General features: G+C 68.8%; 16 protein-coding genes. 2 read left to right on the forward strand and 14 right to left on the reverse strand.

What is annotated here, in order from left to right; translation table 11 throughout:
• The 3 genes from AAC979_RS02980 to AAC979_RS02990 all read right to left on the reverse strand — a co-directional run bounded on the left by AAC979_RS02980 (position 1) and on the right by AAC979_RS02990 (position 3764).
• On the reverse strand, positions 1-951 hold the full coding sequence (locus tag AAC979_RS02980; RefSeq protein WP_371348984.1) for an ABC transporter permease subunit: 951 nt from the start codon (positions 949-951) through the stop codon (positions 1-3).
• A 22-nt stretch (positions 952-973) separates the two neighbouring features.
• Complete coding sequence (locus tag AAC979_RS02985) at positions 974-1984, reverse strand: ABC transporter permease subunit (protein WP_371345338.1); 1011 nt, start codon at positions 1982-1984, stop codon at positions 974-976.
• Between the two features lie 181 nt (positions 1985-2165).
• Entirely contained in the window at positions 2166-3764 is a 1599-nt protein-coding gene (locus AAC979_RS02990) for an ABC transporter substrate-binding protein (RefSeq protein WP_371345339.1), read from the reverse strand.
• Between the two features lie 260 nt (positions 3765-4024).
• Between AAC979_RS02990 and AAC979_RS02995 the strand changes: the two genes are divergently transcribed.
• Positions 4025-5227, forward strand: a complete 1203-nt coding sequence (locus tag AAC979_RS02995) for an acyl-CoA dehydrogenase (RefSeq protein WP_371345340.1) — start codon at positions 4025-4027, stop codon at positions 5225-5227.
• A 44-nt stretch (positions 5228-5271) separates the two neighbouring features.
• Here the strand turns inward: AAC979_RS02995 and AAC979_RS03000 are convergent, their stop codons facing one another.
• The 11 genes from AAC979_RS03000 to AAC979_RS03050 form a co-directional block, all read right to left on the reverse strand.
• Positions 5272-5721: an Rrf2 family transcriptional regulator gene (locus tag AAC979_RS03000; RefSeq protein ID WP_371345341.1), complete on the reverse strand. Its 450-nt coding sequence runs from the start codon at positions 5719-5721 to the stop codon at positions 5272-5274.
• 115 nt (positions 5722-5836) lie between these two features.
• Positions 5837-5998, reverse strand: coding sequence for a hypothetical protein (locus AAC979_RS03005; RefSeq protein ID WP_371345342.1), 162 nt, complete (start codon positions 5996-5998; stop codon positions 5837-5839).
• Positions 5999-6051: 53 nt separating this feature from the next.
• Positions 6052-7398, reverse strand: coding sequence for an ATP-dependent RecD-like DNA helicase (locus AAC979_RS03010; RefSeq protein ID WP_371345343.1), 1347 nt, complete (start codon positions 7396-7398; stop codon positions 6052-6054).
• Positions 7399-7500: 102 nt separating this feature from the next.
• On the reverse strand, positions 7501-8337 hold the full coding sequence (locus AAC979_RS03015; RefSeq protein ID WP_371345344.1) for an EamA family transporter: 837 nt from the start codon (positions 8335-8337) through the stop codon (positions 7501-7503).
• 64 nt (positions 8338-8401) lie between these two features.
• Positions 8402-9862: an NAD-dependent succinate-semialdehyde dehydrogenase gene (locus tag AAC979_RS03020; RefSeq protein WP_371345345.1), complete on the reverse strand. Its 1461-nt coding sequence runs from the start codon at positions 9860-9862 to the stop codon at positions 8402-8404.
• 121 nt (positions 9863-9983) lie between these two features.
• On the reverse strand, positions 9984-11162 hold the full coding sequence (locus AAC979_RS03025; protein WP_371345346.1) for a nucleotidyltransferase family protein: 1179 nt from the start codon (positions 11160-11162) through the stop codon (positions 9984-9986).
• A 1-nt stretch (position 11163) separates the two neighbouring features.
• Complete coding sequence (locus AAC979_RS03030; RefSeq protein WP_371345347.1) at positions 11164-11928, reverse strand: hypothetical protein; 765 nt, start codon at positions 11926-11928, stop codon at positions 11164-11166.
• Positions 11929-11937: 9 nt separating this feature from the next.
• Positions 11938-12390 (reverse strand): HPr-rel-A system PqqD family peptide chaperone, encoded by a 453-nt coding sequence (locus AAC979_RS03035; RefSeq protein ID WP_371345348.1) that lies wholly within the window; start codon positions 12388-12390, stop codon positions 11938-11940.
• Between the two features lie 9 nt (positions 12391-12399).
• Complete coding sequence (locus AAC979_RS03040; RefSeq protein WP_371345349.1) at positions 12400-13203, reverse strand: hypothetical protein; 804 nt, start codon at positions 13201-13203, stop codon at positions 12400-12402.
• Between the two features lie 50 nt (positions 13204-13253).
• Positions 13254-16154, reverse strand: coding sequence for a DNA translocase FtsK (locus AAC979_RS03045; protein ID WP_371345350.1), 2901 nt, complete (start codon positions 16152-16154; stop codon positions 13254-13256).
• Positions 16155-16331: 177 nt separating this feature from the next.
• On the reverse strand, positions 16332-16652 hold the full coding sequence (locus AAC979_RS03050) for a GNAT family N-acetyltransferase (protein ID WP_371345351.1): 321 nt from the start codon (positions 16650-16652) through the stop codon (positions 16332-16334).
• Between the two features lie 196 nt (positions 16653-16848).
• On the opposite strand from AAC979_RS03050, the gene AAC979_RS03055 reads away from it, so the two are divergent.
• Complete coding sequence (locus AAC979_RS03055; RefSeq protein ID WP_371345352.1) at positions 16849-17460, forward strand: nitroreductase; 612 nt, start codon at positions 16849-16851, stop codon at positions 17458-17460.
• The last annotated feature ends 77 nt before the right edge of the window (positions 17461-17537 follow it).

Here is a 17537-nt window from a genome sequence, read left to right on the forward strand (position 1 = left end):
TCAGCTCCGCCTCAGCTTGGGGTCGAGCGCGTCGCGCAGGCCGTCGCCCATCAGGTTGATGGCGACCACGGTGACGAGAATGGCGAGGCCGGGCAGGGTGACGATCCACGGGGCGGAGCGGATGAACTCGCGCGCATCCGCCAGCATGGCGCCCCATTCCGGTGTCGGCGGCTGCGCGCCGAGGCCGAGAAAGCCGAGCGCCGCCGCCTCCAGAATGGCGTCGGAAATGCCGAGTGCGGCCTGCACGATGAGCGGGGCGAGGCAGTTCGGCAGCACGGTGACGAACATCAGCCGCAGCCGGCCGACACCGGCAACCTGGGCGGCGACGACATATTCCTTCGACAGTTCCGCCAGCGCCGCGGCGCGCACGAGCCGCACATAGCGCGGCAGATACACCACGGTGACGGCAACGATGGTGTTGGTGAGGCTCGGCCCCAGCACCGCGACGATGAGGATGGCGAGCACCAGGCTGGGTATCGCCACCACCATGTCCATGATGCGCATGATCACCACTTCCACCAGGCCGCGCAGGAAGGCGCTGGTCAGGCCGAGCACGATGCCGAGCGCCACCGACACCACCATCACTGACAGGCCGATGCCCAGCGAGATGCGCGCGCCATAGATGAGGCGGGACAGCACGTCGCGCCCCACCGCATCGGTGCCGAAGGGAAAGCTCCAGTTGCCGCCAGCCCAGACCGGGGGCAGCAGCACGCTGTGGCGGAACTGCTCGGTCGGGTCGTGCGGCGCCACCCAGGGCGCGAACAGCGCCAGCAGGGTGATGAACACCACCACGGCGAGGCCGAGCACGGCGCCGCGATTCTCGCTGAAGGCGGACCAGAACTCGCGCAGCGGCGAGGGCGCCGCGCGCACCGGCTCGGCTTCCGCCACCGCGATGGCGCCGAGGCTGAGGCCGGAATCGCTCGGCAGCAGATGCTCCGGGCCGGTCGGCATCGGATCGTCGATGGCGTTTTCCTCAGCCATGCCGGATCCTCGGATTGATCGCGACATAGAGCATGTCGACGATGAGATTGACGAGGATGACGATGGCGGAGATCAGCATGATGCCGCCCTGCAGCGCGGGATAGTCGCGCCGCGAGATCGATTCGATCAGCCATTTGCCCACCCCCGGCCAGGCGAAGATGGTCTCGGTCAGCACCGCGCCAGCGAGCAGCGTGCCGGTCTGCAGGCCGACCACGGTGACGACCGGGATCAGCGCGTTGCGCAGCGCATGCAGCCCGACCACGCGCAGCGGCGAGAGGCCCTTGGCGCGGGCGGTGCGCACATAATCCTCGCCCAGCACCTCCAGCATGGAGGAGCGCGTCATGCGCGCGATCACCGCCAGCGGAATGGTGCCGAGCACGATGGAGGGCAGGATGAGATGCGCCACCGCCGCGCCGAAGGCGCCGTCCTCGCCCGACAGCAGGCTGTCGATCAGCATGAAGCCGGTGACGGGCTCGAAATAATAGTTGATCAGGTCCATGCGGCCGGAAACCGGGGTGAGGCCGAGATATTCCGACATGAACATGATGAGCAGCAGGCCCCACCAGAAAATCGGCATGGAATAGCCCGCCAGCGCGACCGCCATCACCGAATGGTCGAGCGCCGATCCGCGCCGCACCGCCGCCAGCACGCCGGCGGGGATGCCCAGCACCACGGCGAAGACGAGTGCGCAGAAGGCGAGTTCCAGCGTTGCCGGGAACAGGATGAGAAATTCGTGCAGCACCGGCGTCTTGGTGACGATGGAGACGCCAAAATCGCCGTGCAGCAGGGCGTAGACGTAGTCGAGAAACTGCTTCCACACCGGCTGGTCGAGGCCGAGTTCATGACGCAGCGCCGCCAGCCGTTCGGGCGCGATGCCGCGCTCCCCGGTGCGGGCCTCGATCGGGTCGCCGGGCACGAGGCGCACGGCGACGAAAGTGACGAACATCAGCGCCACGAAAGTCGGCAGCGTCAGAGCGACACGGCGGAAGATGAGTTTGAGCATGTGCGGGGCGTACCCATGGGTCGGGCCTTGTCCCGGCAAGGCAGCCGTCATCCCGGACACCGCGCAGCGGTGATCCGGGATCGCGCGACGGAGATGCGCCTTGGCAGGTGGCGATCCCGGAACGCGGCGGGCCGCGTCCGGGAGGCGGGGCGTGCCGGGGCTTGCGGCCCCGGCCGGTCGGTCACTTCAGGTCGACGCCGTAGAATTCGTGGCGGCCGAGCGGGCTGACCTTGTAGTCCACCACTTCCTTGCGGGTCGGCTCGTACACCACCGAATGGGCGATGGTGAACCAGGGCGCCTCTTCCTTCACGATCACCTGCGCCTGCTCATAGAGCTTGGTGCGCTCGGCGGTGTCCGAAATGGTCTTCGCCTTGTTGATCAGGGCGTCGAAGTCCTTGTTGCACCATTTGGACAGGTTCTGGCCGCCCGGGCGGGCCGCGGCGCAACCGAGCAGGAAGAAGAAATTGTCCGGGTCGCCATTGTCGCCGGTCCAGCCGAGCTGGCCGGTCATGTGCTCGCCCTGCTGCAGCCGCTTGCGGTACTCGCCCCACTCATAGGAGACGAGCTTGGCGTTGACGCCGATCTTGGCGAGGTCCGCCTGCATGATCTCGGCGATGCGCTTGGCGTTCGGGTTGTAGGGGCGCTGCACCGGCATCCACCACAGGTCGATGTCGAGCGGGGTTTTGACACCCGCATCGGCCAGCATCTGCTTGGCCTTCTCGGGATCGTAGGGGTAGTCCTTGATGTCCTTGTTGTAGGACCAGATGGTCGGCGGGATCGGGTTGATCGCCGCCTGGCCGGCGCCCTGATAGACATCGCGGATGATGGCGGCCTTGTCGATCGCCATGTTGAACGCCTGCCGGACCTCCTTCTTGTCGAAGGGCGGCTTCTGCGTGTTGAACGAGAGATAGCCGATGTTGAGGCCGGGCTGGGAGATCAGGTTGACCACCGGATCGGTCTTCATGCCGGCGATATCGGCCGGGTTCGGCGCGATCATCACATGGCATTCGCCCTTCTTCAGCTTGGCGTAGCGAGCGGTCGGGTCCGGGGTGATGGCGTAGACGAGATTGTCGAGCGCCGGCTTGCCGGCGAAATAGGCCGGATTGGCCTTGTAGCGGATCACCGCGTCCTTCTGGTAGGTGACGAAGGAGAACGGGCCGGTGCCGACCGGAATCTGGTCATATTGCTCGGGCGTGCCCTTCTTCAGCAGGAAGTCGGCATATTCCTTCGAGGTGATGGTGCCGAAATCCATGGCGAGATTCGCCAGCATCGGGGCGTTCGGCTCGGTCAGCACGAATTTGACCGTGTAGTCGTCCACCTTGTCGATCGACTTGAGCAGATCGGGCATGCTCATGTCGTTGAAGTAGTCATACGCGCCGCCGGTGACCTTGTGATACGGGTTCTCCGGCTTCCACTGGCGCTCGAACGAGAACAGCACGTCGTCCGCATTGAAATCGCGGGTGGGTGTGAAGCCGTTCACGCCGGAATGGAATTTCACCCCCTTGCGCAGCTTGAAGGTGATTTCCTTGCCGTCGTCGCTCACGGTCCAGCTCTCGGCGAGGGAGGGAGCGACATTGGTCGTGCCGCGCTCGAACTCGACGAGCTGATTGTATACCGGACGGGCGGCGTCGAAGCTGGTGCCGGTGGTGTTCAGCGCCGGGGTGAAATTCTCCGGGCTGCCTTCGGAGCAGTAGACGAGCGTCTTGGCGGCGTAGGACGGCGCGCACAGCGCCACGAGCATGGCAGCCGCAAGGGCTGCCTTGGCATGAAAAGCCGGCATGTGTGAATTCCCCTCTCAGAGACCGCGCGAGCCGTGCCCAATCCGTGGGCCGGCTCATTGTTTGTTCGCCGCGGTCCGATTTCACAACTGAAACACGTGTCTCAGTGTTGCGCAATCATACCCCACCCCCCGACCTAAGTCGTATGCCGCTGCGTCATCTGTCGCGCCGGGCCCTCCGTCGAAGGGCGGATGCACGCGGTGGCGGGACGTTGTATGAGAGGCGGCCGGCCTCGGGTGCCGGCACGTCCGGGAGAGCTTTCATGAGTGCCGCGCCGTCCGCCGCCAAGGTTTCGTTCGACTGGGCCGATCCGGTCGATTTCGATGCGCAGCTCACCGAGGAAGAGCGTCTGGTGCGCGACACGGCGCGCGACTATGCGCAGGAAAAGCTGCTGCCGCGCGTCACCGAGGCGTATATGCAGGAACGCTTCGACCGCGAGATCATGAGCGAGATGGGCGAACTCGGCCTGCTCGGCCCGACCATTCCCGAGGAATATGGCGGGGCGGGGCTCGGCTATGTCGCCTACGGGCTGGTGGCGCGCGAGGTGGAACGGGTCGATTCGGGGTATCGCTCGGCGATGAGCGTGCAGTCATCGCTGGTGATGCACCCGATCAACGCCTATGGCAGCGAACAGCAGAAGCGGAGATACCTGCCGAAGCTCGCCACCGGCGAACTGGTCGGCTGCTTCGGCCTGACCGAGCCGGATGCGGGCTCCGATCCCGCCGGCATGCGCACCCGCGCGGAGAAGATCGACGGCGGCTACCGGCTCTCCGGCGCCAAGATGTGGATCACCAATTCGCCGATCGCCGACATTGCGGTGGTGTGGGCGAAATCCGCCGCCCATGGCGACGAGATCCGCGGCTTCCTGCTGGAACGCGGCATGAAGGGCTTTTCCACCCCGAAGATCGAGAACAAGCTGTCGCTGCGCGCCTCCATCACCGGAGAGATCGTGATGGACGGGGTCGAGGTGCCGGAGGAAAACCTGCTGCCCGACGCCTCCGGGCTGAAGGGCCCGTTCGGCTGCCTCAACCGCGCCCGCTTCGGCATTGGCTGGGGCACGATGGGGGCGGCGGAAGCCTGCTACGCCGCGGCGCGCCAGTACACGCTCGACCGCAAGCAGTTCGGCAAGCCGCTGGCGGCGACGCAGCTTATCCAGAAGAAGCTGGCCGACATGGCGACCGAGATCACGCTCGGCCTGCAGCTCGCTTTGCGCGCCGGCCGGCTGTTCGACGCGGGGCAGCTTCCGGTGGAGACCATTTCCATGCTCAAGCGCAACAATTGCGGCAAGGCGCTCGACATCGCCCGCGCCGCCCGCGACATGCATGGCGGCAACGGCATTTCCGGCGAATTCCCGGTCATGCGGCACATGGTGAACCTGGAGACGGTGAACACCTATGAGGGCACGCACGACATCCACGCGCTGATCCTCGGCCGGGCGATCACTGGGCATCAGGCGTTCTTCTGAGCGCAGGGGGCGGGTCTGCCGCCGCTCCCCGCCGCCGCGCCGTCTCAGATATTGTACATGAGGTCCGCGTCGGGGCTCTCGGCGAAGACCACCATGTCGTGCAGGGACATGCCGTCGAGTATGTCCGACATGGCGTCGCGCACCTTGCTCATGGTGATGCGCACCGCGCAGGTGGCGAGGTCCTCGCAATCCTGGCAGGGCACATAGGCGCTCTTGCTGGCGCAGTTGATCGGCGCCAGTGGGCCGTCAAGCACGCGGATGATGTGGCCGATGCGGATGTCGCGCGGCGTCTTGGCCAGCGCATAGCCGCCGCCCGGCCCCTTCTTGGAACGCAGCATGCCGGCATTGCGCAGTTCCAGCAGGATGGCGTCGAGGAACTTCTTCGGGATGTTGTTGGCGCTGGCGATCTCCTGTCCCATGGCGCTCGCGCCCGGTTCGAGTCGCGCGAGATAAAGCATCGCCTTCAGGCCGTATTTGCCCTTGTTGGTCAGCATGTCCGTTTCGTCATGTCGCCGCGCGCGGCGGCGGAGGGAAGGCGGCCCGCCCCGCGCCGCCCTTCCGCGCAAGGTGATCGACCGGCGCTGATTCGGCCAGCCTTGCCGGCGTGTGTCAGCGGGCGCCCGGGGTGCCGGTGGCGAGATTGGCGGCGAGCGGTCCCGGCGCCGGCGCTTCCGGCACCGGATGCAGGAACAGCACGGCGGCGATCACCGCGCCATAGGCCAGGGCGAACAGCAGCTTGTCGCGGATCAGGCGGGGGCCGGTCTGGCGCATGGTCACTCTCCGATTGGAGAGTAGTCTATGGACAATATAGGAATATGGCAAGCTCAGTCGTCGCCCAGCCCGCGCGCGGCGGTCATCAGATTGCCGTTACCCTCGAAAGCGGCGGTGAAGGCGGCGACGCGGCGGTCGATGCGGATATCGGAGGCGCGCAGTGGGCGGGCCAGCGACAGCCCTTCCAGCGAGCGGGCGCGCGACAGCGCGACATAGGCCTGTCCGGCGGCGAAGGCGCCGGCGTCGAAGTCGATCCGCACATCCTCCAGCGTCAGCCCCTGCGCCTTGTGCACCGTCACCGCCCAGGCCGGCACCAGTGGCAGCTGGGTGTAGCTGCCGACCACCTTGGCGGCCACCTTGCCGGTGGCCTCGTCCCAGTCATAGCGGATGCGCTCCCAGCTGGTGCGCTCGATCTCGACAATGCCGGCGCCGTCGAGCCGGACATAGGCACGGTCCGGAGCGAGGCCGGTAATGGTGCCGACCGAGCCATTGACCCAGTACCGCTCGGGGTGGTTGCGCACCGTCATCACCCGCGCGCCGACCTTCAGCGCCAGCGTCTCCGGCACCGGCAGCCGGTCATTGGCGAGGTCGAATTCGCCCTCGCTCTTGCCCTCATAGAGCCGGCCGTCGTCGTACAGCGCTTCCATGCCGCGCCGGTTATAGGCGTCGACCCGCGCATTGGTGGGCGCCAGCACGACCGGGATGCGCCCGGGCCGGTGGTCGCGATGCGAGGCGGCGTTGATGGCGGCGATGGCGTCGCCGACAAAGCGGCCGGTACGCAGCTCCGCCAGATGCTGGACGAAGGTGTCGTCGGTCTGGCGGTAGACTTGGAGGAAGGGCAGCCGCACCGGCTCCACCTCGCGCAGCACCCGGGCATCGAAGGCGAACGGCCCCTCATAGCCGAGATGGCCGAGAATCTCGCGCTCGGCCTGCGGCACGACCGGCGGCAATTGCAGGAAGTCGCCGACCAGCACCACCTGCACCCCGCCGAACGGCTCGGGATTGCCGCGGGCGATGCGCAGGCTGCGGTCCACCGCGTCGAGCACATCGGCCCGGACCATCGAAATCTCGTCGATGACGAGGCGTTCCAGCTTTTTCATCAGCGTGCGCTTCGGCGAGCGCGGGCGCACCTGGTCGGGGTCCATCAGCCGGGGCGGCAGGCCGAAGAAGGAATGGATGGTCTGCCCGCCAAGCTGCAGCGCCGCCACGCCGGTGGGCGCCAGAAACGCCTGCCGGCCCCCGCCATGCTTGCGCAGCGCGTGCAGGAATGTCGTCTTGCCCGTGCCGGCGCCGCCCAGCACCATGATGAGCGGCGCGCCGGAGCCGACCAGCGCCAGCGGGCCGGCAAAGGCATCGGCAGGGAGGGAAGGGCGAATCGGCAGGGCGGGAGTGTCAGTCATCGGCGCAATGGAGCACAGCAGGGCCGGCGGGGCGACAGGGGGCGTTGCCGTCCGTGCTGCCGGACCCGGCCTCGGCCTCGACGGCGGAGCGCTCTCTGTCACTCAATGCAGCTTGATCAGCGTCACGCCCGCCACGACAAGCACGGCGGCGAGGATGCGCTCGGCGCGCAGCCTTTCGTGCAGCAACAGAACGGCGAAGGCGGCGCCGAACAGCACGCTCGCCTCGCGCACCGCCGCGACCAGGCTGATCGGCGCGCGCGTCATCGCCCAGACGCACAGCCAGTAGCTGACATAGAGCATGGCGCCCCCGGCCAGCGCCAAGGGCCAATGGCGGCGCAGGGGGCGAAGCAACGCCGTGCCCTTCCACGCCGCGAGGCCGAGCGTGACCACCACCGCATCGCCGACGAACAGCCAGGCCGTGTAGACCGAGGGCGAACCGAGGCGCCCGGCGGTGCCGTCGATGAGGGAATAGGCGGTCACCGCGCCGCCGGAGCCAAGCGCCAGCAGCAGCGCGGCCGCCTGCGACGCCTCTCCCCGGCTGCGCCAGCCGGTGACGAACACGCTGAGGGACAGCAAGGCGATGCCGGCGACGCCGATGGGGCGCACCGGCTCGTGCAGCACGAGAATGGCGATGGCGGCGGTCATCAGCAGCGCGCCGCCGCGCGCCACGGGATAGACGAGGCCGAGATCGGCCCGCGCATAGGCGCCGACGAGGCAACCATAAAAGGCGAGATGGGCGGTCATCGAACCCGCCATCCACGGCCACAGCACCGGCTCGGGCGGGCCGAGCCACAGCGCCGCCGGCAGCGCCGCGCCGCCGCCGCCGAGAACCACGAGCGTGAGCGCCGAAAGCGGATCGAGCCGCATCTTCAGCAGGACGTTCCAGCCGGCCTGCAGCAGGGCGGAGAGCAGAACGACGAGAAGAACGAACAGGTCCATGACAGGGCCGCGATGGAGGGCACTACGTCGATACCCTACATCGCGGCCGCTGGCGAGGCCGGGTTCAGACCCCGAGCTGGGTCACGAACTTGGTGTTCACATAGGCTTCCATCGCCTCGGTGCCGCCTTCCGACCCATAGCCGGAATCCTTGATGCCGCCGAACGGCACTTCCGGCAAAGCGAGGCCGTGATGATTGATCGACACCATGCCGCTTTCCACCCGGCGGGCGAACTCGTCGGCGCGGGCGGCGGAGGTGGTATAGGCGTAAGCCGCCAAGCCATAGGGCAGGCGGTTGGCCTCGGCGATGACCGCCTCGGTGGAGGAGAAGGGCAGGATCGGCACGACCGGGCCGAAGGGTTCCTCATTGAGGATGCGCGCATCCGGGGAAAGGCCGGTGAGCACGGTCGGCTCGAAGAAATAGCCCTTATTGCCGATGCGCGACCCGCCCGTGTGCAGCGTGGCGCCCTTGGCGAGGGCGTCGGCGGTCAGCGCTTCCATCGCCTCGACCCGGCGCGGATTGGCCAGCGGGCCCATGCGCACGCCGTCCTCAAGCCCGTTGCCGACCTTCACGCCCTTCACCGCCTCGGTGAAGCCGTCGACGAAGCGGGAATAGAGGTCCTCATGCACGAGGAAGCGGGTCGGCGAGACGCAGACCTGGCCGGCATTGCGGAACTTGGCGCCGGAGAGCAGCTTGATCGCCACCTCGACATCCGCATCTTCGAACACCACGGCCGGGGCATGACCGCCCAATTCCATGGTGACGCGCTTCATATGCGCGCCTGCCAGCGCGGCGAGTTGCTTGCCGACCACCGTGGAGCCGGTGAAGGAGATCTTCTTCACCACGGGGTGGGGGATGAGATACTGCGAAATCTCCGCCGGCACGCCGAAGACGAGATTGACCACGCCCGCCGGCACGCCGGCATCGGCATAAGCGCGCACCAGCTCGGCGCAGCTCGCCGGGGTTTCCTCCGGCCCCTTGAGGATGACGGCGCAGCCGGCGGCGAGCGCGGCGGAGACCTTGCGCACCGCCTGGTTGATCGGGAAGTTCCACGGGGTAAAGGCGGCAACCACGCCCACCGGCTCGCGGTGCACCACCTGCTGCACGCCGGCGGCGCGGGCGGGAATGAGCCGGCCATATTGCCGCCGGCCTTCCTCGGCGAACCAGTCGATGATGTCGGCGGAGGCCAGCGTTTCCATCCGCGCCTCCGGCAGGGGCTTGCCCTGCTCCATCGTCATCAGGGTGGCGATGGTCTCATGGCGCTCGCGCAGGAGTTCGCCCGCCTTGCGCATGATCTTGTAGCGCTCATGCGGCGGCGTGTGGCGCCACACCGCGAAGCCCTTCTCGGCGGCGGCGAGGGCGGCGTCGAGATCGGCGCGGCTGGCATGGGCGACAGTGCCGATCGCCTCTTCCGTGGCGGGGTTGATCACCTCCTGGCTGGCGGGGGCGCCGCCATGGTCGCTGCCCCCGCGCCATGCGCCGTCAATATAGAGCTGGACCTCGGGGTAGGACACGGGATGGGACATGGCCGAACCTTTCACGACAGGATTTAGGCCGCATACCTAATGGCCGCGACGCCGGACCGAAAGGGGGCAGAGCGGTCTGCCGCAGCGTCATTGGATCCACTTTTCGCACGGGGACCAGCCCTCAGCGCAGCCACGCACTCAGCCGCGCGGCACGTCGGGGGCGGGCGAGCGAGGGCGGCGCCTTGATCCGACGCATCACCCGCAGGCGCAGGAAGCGCCTCAGTACGTCGCGCCACAGCCCGGCATAGGCGAGCGGTACGGCTCGGCCGCCGGCGGCCAGCGAGCGGCGGGGAGGAAATAAAACGCGCCGCAGCACATGGGCGCGGACCCGCCAGGGGGTGCGGTGCGAGGTCAGCAGCACCAGATCGGGGCTCGGCTCGTCGGCGGGCGTTTTCGGATACCGCCCGAGATTGGCGACCACATCGGGAAGCAGTGCGCGGGTGTCGGCGGGCAGCGGCGGAGCCGGGGTTGGGATGCCGAGGCAGGAACTCATCAGATGCAGCGCCGCCTGAACGCCCTTGCGCTGGCCGAACCGCTCGCACAGGCGTGCGAACGCGGCCGCGTCGAACGTTTCGCCGGCCTGTTCCAGCACCTCGGCCACGTCCCACACATGGGTCAGCGGCATGTCGAACAGATGCTGTTCCATGTGGTGGCAGAGATAGAGCAGCAGCAGCGGCCGGCTCGGCACGAGGAAGGGAGCGCCGCCGATATCGACCGTCTCCGCCTGCGTCCACAGCGCGTCCAGAAGGTCGGTGCGGTCGGGCGCGCCGACCCTGTCGCCCAGCGCCCAGTGCAGTTCCACCGGCAGGCCGGCCGGCAAGGGCGAGTGGAAGAGGCGATGATAGGTGGTCTGGCGCCGCGCGGTATCGGCGCGGAACCCCTGCGCACTCAGCGCCGCCGCCATGGCGTCCATATCCGTCGGCCGCACCAGAATGTCCATGTCGCCCATCGGCCGGCTGCCGAAATCGCCATAGACGCGGCCGGCGAGGTCGAGCCCCTTCAGCGCCATGACCGGCACGCCCGCCGCCGCGACCGCCGGCGCCAGAAGCGACAGGCCGGCGAGGGCGCGAATGGCGACATCCAGCTTGAAGCGGTGCAGTTCCTGCGCCACCTCCTCCGGCACTGGGATATCGGGCGCGCGGGTCAGCCGGCGGGCGAGCAGGGCGTGCCCGTCGCGGGCGCGTACAAGCTCCATGATCTGTGCCCAGCCGGCCGCGTGGAGGGTGCGCAAGGCGTGGTTCCCCGCCGCATCCCAGCGCAGGCAAGCGCGCAGGAGATCGAGGCCGGGAGGCGTCGTCATGTCAGGCTGCAACGGGCGCGCAGCCCCGCGCCAGGGAAAGCAGCGTGGCCCGGTCCATGCCGGTAGCGCGCAGCGAGAGCCAGCGTTCCGCCGGCAGCGCCATGATCAGCGTGAGTGCGGCCGTGGCGCCTTCATGCGGTTCCCCGGTGGCATAGAGGCGGGCGGAGCGGCCGGCGCCGAGAGCGATGTCTTCGCCCGCCACCCCCTCCACGGCGGGGGGCGGCGAGGGGCGGTGCACCTGTTCCAGCACCAGCGTGCCCGCAATGCCATGGGTCCAGTAGCTCGCGGTCTGGAAGGCGCCGTGCAGATTGTACCATTGCAGGATGCGCTCGAAGCCGAGGCCGGGCTGCGCAGCGGGCAGCAGCAGCGCCTCGCCGGCAAAGGCGGCCGCTTCGGCCGGGCTTGCGGGGACATAGGCGCGCATCTGCGCCGTGGGGTTGCCCTGCCAGCCGCCGCGCGCCTTCTCCCGCCGCGCGCGGCGCAGCAGCGCCCGCGCGGCTTTCACCATTCCGGCCGGGCCGAGCAGGCGCGCGACCCGAAACAGCAGGGCGGCGCCGCTGACCACGCGCTCATTCTCGCCCTCGCCGACGATCAGATAGGGGCGGATCGCCCAACCCTGCGGAAAATGCCGGCGCAGCAGGATCTGCGCCCTGGGCGAATAGAAGCTCACCCGCGCCATATCAGGCGCGCGGGCGCCGATGAGCTGCGCCAGCGCCGAGCAGGCGACACACTCATCGTCGAAGATCAGCGTCGTCCGCATGACCATGGGAGCGGGTCAATCCGGGAGTGTTATGCAATAGCCGACCCAACCGCATTGCGGGAGAAAATTGCACGCTACTTGCGAGAGGCCACTGCACGAATCCCCCGACGCCGCCGCCTGTCGGGTCGGCATCATCACGCTGAGCACGAGCCCGGCGGCGAGGCTCTTGGCGGCAGTGGCGCCGAGCGCGCGGCGGTCGAGGGACGCGGCCCCCTGCAGCAGTTCCAACTCGGCGAAGCGGTCGAGCGCGGCGTCGACGAGATCGCCGGCCTCGCCGTCCGGCAGCCCACCTTCCGCTGCCAGCGCCTGCACCATGGCGACGCGGTCGTGGCGGCCGTCGCACAGGTTCCACACTTTCAACGCGTGCGGGTTGAGGCAATGGGTCTGGCGGCTGGCGGAATCATAGATTACCGCCTGCCCGTCCACGAGGGTCGAGAACAGGCCGGTCTTGCGTATCGCTGGGGGCACGGCGGTTACTCACGCTTCTGACAAATAATCAAGAATCTCCCGAGACGCGGCGTCCGCCTCGCCCCGGTTTCCTTTGGCGCACCATGCCGAGGTAACAGCGGCGGCGCAAGATTGGAGTACCGCTTCCGGCTGGTGGCGCCCGTTCATCGCCTGGGCGACGAGCCGCAGCACCGCCTCGCCGGCGCTGAGCGGCCGGAGGGTGAGCGGCGGTGCGCCGTCGCGATAGACGAGCGACAGGACCGCGCCGACCGGGACCGTGCCTTCGTGCAGAACAGCGGTGCCGCCGGCGCCGGGCAGAGCGTGCTTTTCGGCCATATCGGCGCGCAGGGTGAGGGCGCGCGAGAGCAGGCGCACCCGGCCATCCAGCCCGATTGCCGCCACGTCGTCGGAGACATAGGTGGCGCCGGCTCGCACCATCGCGGCGGTCAGCGTGCTCTTGCCGGCACGGCTGGCGCCGGGCAGCAGGATCGCCCGGCCTTCATGCAGGACGACACCGGCATGGATGAAAGCGCAGTCGCGGGCGAAGGCGCCGAGCTGATAGTCCATGCGAAGCGCGAGGATGTGCGCGGCCTGCGCGCCGGTGACGCCCTCGCCCCGCACCGTGCCGTCTTCCAGAACGCGCCAGCGCACGTCGCCGCCGGCGGTCCGCCCGCTGGGCTCGGCGGTGAAGCGCACATCCGGCTCGGCACCCTCGGCGGGCTGCCAATAGGCGGGAAGCGCCGCGATGACGGCGGAATGGGTCGGCGGGTCGGGGCAGGTGAGTTCCATCACCGCGCCGAATGCGGAAAGGCGCATGACAGGTGAGACTGGCATGCGCCCTTATCCTTGGTTCAAGTCGGGCCGAGCGAGACCGCCGGTTGGTGTCAGCGCGTGTCGCGCAGGATATCGCGCTTGCCGGCGTGGTTGGCCGGGCCGACAATGCCTTCGTTCTCCATCCGCTCCATCAGCGAGGCGGCGCGGTTATAGCCGATCTGCAGCCGGCGCTGGATGTAGGAGGTGGACGCCTTCTTGTCGCGTAGCACGGTGGCGACCGCCTGGTCGTAGAGATCGCCCGTGTCCTCGCCCATGGCGGACTTGTCGAACACGGCGGCGTCCTCGACCACCGGCTCCTCATCCTCATCGGCGGTGACTTCTTCGAGATATTCCGGCCGCGCCTGGCTCTTGAGGTGCTCGACCACGCGCTCCACCTCCTGGTCGGAGACGAAGGGGCCATGGACGCGGGAAATGCGCCCGCCGCCGGCCATATAGAGCATGTCGCCCTGGCCGAGCAGTTGCTCCGCGCCCATCTCGCCGAGAATGGTGCGTGAGTCGATCTTCGAGGTGACCTGGAAGGAGATGCGGGTCGGGAAGTTCGCCTTGATGGTGCCGGTGATGACATCCACCGACGGGCGTTGCGTCGCCATGATCAGGTGGATGCCGGCGGCGCGGGCCATCTGGGCGAGGCGCTGGATGGCGCCTTCGATCTCCTTGCCGGCGACCATCATCAGGTCGGCCATCTCGTCGACCACGATGACGATGAAGGGCAGGGGAGCGAGATCCATGATCTCCTCTTCCTCGATCAGCTCGCCGGTTTCCTTGTCGAACCCCTTCTGCACTGTGCGGGTGATGATCTCGCCCCTGGCGGTCGCCTCCGCCACGCGGGCGTTGAAGCCGTCAATGTTGCGCACGCCGAGGCGGCTCATCTTCTTGTAGCGGTCTTCCATCTCCCGCACCGCCCATTTCAGGGCGACGATGGCCTTCTTGGGGTCGGTGACGACCGGGGTCAGCAGATGCGGGATGCCCTCATAGACCGAGAGTTCCAGCATTTTCGGGTCGATCATGATCAGCCGGCACTGGTCCGGGCGGTGCCGGTAGAGCAGCGAGAGGATCATCGTGTTGATGGCGACCGACTTGCCCGAGCCGGTTGTGCCGGCGACCAGCAGATGCGGCATGCGGGCAAGGTCGACGATGACCGGCTCGCCGCCAATGGTCTTGCCGAGGCCGATGCCGAGCTTGGCGCGGGCGGCCTCGAATTCGTGGCTCGACAGCATTTCGCGCAGCCACACCGTCTCGCGGCGCTGGTTGGGCAGTTCGATGCCGATGACGTTGCGCCCTTCCACCACGGCGACGCGGGCGGAAATCGCGCTCATCGAGCGGGCGATGTCGGCGGACAGGCCGATGACGCGGCTGGACTTGATGCCCGGCGCGGGCTCCAGCTCATAGAGCGTGACCACCGGGCCGGGATTGGCGTCGATGATCTCGCCGCGCACGCCGAAATCATGCAGCACCTGCTGCAGCTTCACCGAATTGCGGTCGAGGAATTCCTCCGAAAGCTCATAGTCCGGCTCGCTGTGCGGCGGCTCGGTGAGCAGTTCCAGCGGCGGCAGTTCATAGGCGTCGCCCGCCTCGGTCGCCGGGCGCGGAGTGGCGGGGCGGGCGGCACGGGGCGCTGCCGCAACCGGGGCCGGGGCGGGCGCCGGGGCAGCGGGCTGTTCGGGCGTGGGTATGGCGGGCGTGGCCATGGCAGGCGTGGCCATGGCAGGCTCGAGGGCGCGCGGCGCCGTGGAAACCGCCACCATGCCGAACATCGGCCAGGAGAAGGAGAGATCGGCCGGCGTCGCGCTGTAGCCGGAGAACCCGCCAAGCGTGAGGGCGGCGGCGTCGGCGGCGTCCTCGCCCGGGCCTTCCTCGGCAGCGAGGGCCGGCGCGCCCTCGGCCTCGAAAGCCGGGGTGAGTTCCGCGTCCGCAACCTCGTCGGCGTAAACCTCGTGGTCGCGCGCCTCGTCGTCGTCGCCCGCGCCGTCGTCTTGCGGCTCGTCGTCTTGCGCCTCGTCGTACGCCGCGTCCAGATCGTCTTCTTCAAAGGCGCGGGCGAACGCCGCCTCTTCGTCGGCATCCGCTTCCTGGTCGTCGAGGACATCCTCCCCGTGTTCGGCAGCGGCGAGGGACGGCGGCACCTCGGCACGGCCGGCGCTCTCGCCGGCGGGCGCGGCGGTTCCATCGCGCAGCGCGCCATAGCGGGCGGCGAGCAGGCGCTCCTCCTCGGGGAATTCGTCCTCATAGGCGCCGTCTTCCAGCGGGATGAGGTCGTAGACATCGGCCACGTCATTGGCGGCGGTGATCGGGGCTTCCGGCCCCCAGGGCGCGCGCGGCGTGGCGGTGCCGGCGGCGGGCATCACCGGCGGCGTGCCATAGCCGAACCGGATCATCGAGGCGGCCGGCGCGCTCACCGGCTTTGCCGCCACATGGGCGGGAGCGACGGGAGCGACGACCCTGGGCGCCGGGACGGGCGCGGCTTCGGCACGCACGGCGGGGGCCGGGGCGGCGGGCGCGGCGGGCACGACATCGGGCTGCGCGGAGAGCGCGCGGCGGGCATGGGCGACGATCAACGGCTTCGGGGCGGCGCCGAGCGGCGGCTTGCGCGGCGGCACGCGCAGCACCGGGGTGAGCGAGGGGCGCGGCGGGGCGACGATGGCGGTCGCGGTGGCCGGCGTCTCCGGCACCGGCGAGGTCGCTACCGGCTGGCGCATCAGATAGTCCGGCGTGCGGGTGAAGCGGGTATTGGGGGGCATGGTGAAGGGCTGCAGCCAGCTTGGCACCATTTCGTGCTGCGGCGCCACCGCCGGCGCGCGCGGCGCCGGGGGCGCCGGCTTCGGCGCCTTGGGCGGCGGCGGGGCGTGCGTCACCTGCGGGTTGGCACGGGAGAACACATGAGTCTGGGCGCTCGCCTTCGACTCGGAAGCCTTGTCCGCATTCGGATCGGAGGGGCGCGCCGGATTACGCATGGGACGCTGAAACCTTTACCGCTACTGACGTTGGGCCTGCCGAGACAGGCGCGCAGGGCGCCCTCGAGGCCGTGCCATATGGTTAGGCGAACAGCGTTAACGAACGGTATGAGGCGGCGGATTTCCCCGGCGTCGATGTGAGTCTCCCCCAGCGGCATGGCGCCGGGGGAGGGAGCGTCAGACGGGAAGGCCGAGCGTGGCGCGGATTTCCGGCGGCATCAGATCGTGCGTTTCCGGGTGCTTCATCATGTAGCGGCCGAACATCGAGCAGCGCGGCACCACGGCGAGGCCGCGCTGGCGGGCGCTGGCGAGCCCGGCTTCGACAAGGCGGGTGGCGAGGCCGCGCCCGCCGAGTTCCGGCGGCACTTCCGTGTGGGTGAAGATGATGTGGTCATGCGCCAGAATGTACTGGGCGATGGCGGTCTGGCCGTCCTGTTCGATCTCGAAGCGGTCGGCGGCGCGGTTGTCCCGCACCGGGATTTCGCCGTTCATGCTCATGCGATTCTCCTTGGGGCGCCCGGTTCGGTTTGAGTTTGTGTCGGCTTGGCGTGCGGGGCGGGCGCATTGGGATATTGTCGACCAAAACGGGCGCGGCGTCGCCCCCGTCCGGCCGGGCGGGGTTAATTTATCGTGGGGTGAATGTAGCGCCTGATTTCGATATAGCGCAGGCCCGTCCGCCGGAAAGAGAGCCTCCATGACCTTGCGCCCGCGCCGCACGCCTTCGCCCGACACGCTCGCCTTGCTGGCGAGCCGCCGCTCGGTTGCCGCCGCCGGCCTTCAGGCGCCGGGGCCGAACGCGGAAGAGACGCAGCGACTGCTCACCCTTGCCGCCCGTGTGCCGGACCATGGCATGCTGACGCCCTGGCGCTTTATCCTCATCGAGGGGACGGCGCGCGCCGAGATCGGGGCGCTTCTGGCGCAGGCCTATCGCGCGAACAACCCGCAGATGCCGGAGGAAAAGCGGGAGAAATTCGCCGCCATCATGGGAAGGCTGTTTCCCGCCCCGCTGGCGGTGGTGGTGGTGAGCCGCCCGGTGGCGGGCAGCGCCATTCCCGGCTTCGAGCAGGAATTGTCGGCCGGCGCGGTGTGCATGAACCTGCTCACCGGCGCCACGGCGATGGGCTTCGACGGCATCTGGGTGACGGGCTGGGCGGCGACGCATAAGGCGGCGTTGGCCATTCTCGGCGTCGGCGAGGGCGAGCGGGTGGCCGGCATTGTCCATATCGGCACCGCTTCGGAGGCCCCGGCCGACCGCCCACGCCCGGATGTGGCGGCGCTCGCTACGCGCTGGTCGCCACCGGGCTGAGCAAATGCGAAAGGCCGCCCCGGCGCAGCGGGACGGCCTCTTCTTCGGGCGCTTGGCGTTTTTTGGCGCTTCCTCGA

The organism is Ancylobacter sp. IITR112, from assembly GCF_041415945.1.
GTDB lineage: Bacteria > Pseudomonadota > Alphaproteobacteria > Rhizobiales > Xanthobacteraceae > Ancylobacter.

Coding starts and splice junctions, on each gene's coding strand:
- AAC979_RS03020 (WP_371345345.1), bottom strand. CDS start 9,862: ATGTCCCATCCCGTGTCCTACCCCGAGGTCCAGCTCTATATTGACGGC.
- AAC979_RS03030 (WP_371345347.1), bottom strand. CDS start 11,928: ATGGTCATGCGGACGACGCTGATCTTCGACGATGAGTGTGTCGCCTGC.
- AAC979_RS03045 (WP_371345350.1), bottom strand. CDS start 16,154: ATGCGTAATCCGGCGCGCCCCTCCGATCCGAATGCGGACAAGGCTTCC.
- AAC979_RS02985 (WP_371345338.1), bottom strand. CDS start 1,984: ATGCTCAAACTCATCTTCCGCCGTGTCGCTCTGACGCTGCCGACTTTC.
- AAC979_RS02995 (WP_371345340.1), top strand. CDS start 4,025: ATGAGTGCCGCGCCGTCCGCCGCCAAGGTTTCGTTCGACTGGGCCGAT.
- AAC979_RS03050 (WP_371345351.1), bottom strand. CDS start 16,652: ATGAGCATGAACGGCGAAATCCCGGTGCGGGACAACCGCGCCGCCGAC.
- AAC979_RS02980 (WP_371348984.1), bottom strand. CDS start 951: ATGCCGACCGGCCCGGAGCATCTGCTGCCGAGCGATTCCGGCCTCAGC.
- AAC979_RS03025 (WP_371345346.1), bottom strand. CDS start 11,162: ATGACGACGCCTCCCGGCCTCGATCTCCTGCGCGCTTGCCTGCGCTGG.
- AAC979_RS02990 (WP_371345339.1), bottom strand. CDS start 3,764: ATGCCGGCTTTTCATGCCAAGGCAGCCCTTGCGGCTGCCATGCTCGTG.
- AAC979_RS03000 (WP_371345341.1), bottom strand. CDS start 5,721: ATGCTGACCAACAAGGGCAAATACGGCCTGAAGGCGATGCTTTATCTC.
- AAC979_RS03055 (WP_371345352.1), top strand. CDS start 16,849: ATGACCTTGCGCCCGCGCCGCACGCCTTCGCCCGACACGCTCGCCTTG.
- AAC979_RS03015 (WP_371345344.1), bottom strand. CDS start 8,337: ATGGACCTGTTCGTTCTTCTCGTCGTTCTGCTCTCCGCCCTGCTGCAG.
- AAC979_RS03040 (WP_371345349.1), bottom strand. CDS start 13,203: ATGCCAGTCTCACCTGTCATGCGCCTTTCCGCATTCGGCGCGGTGATG.
- AAC979_RS03010 (WP_371345343.1), bottom strand. CDS start 7,398: ATGACTGACACTCCCGCCCTGCCGATTCGCCCTTCCCTCCCTGCCGAT.
- AAC979_RS03005 (WP_371345342.1), bottom strand. CDS start 5,998: ATGCGCCAGACCGGCCCCCGCCTGATCCGCGACAAGCTGCTGTTCGCC.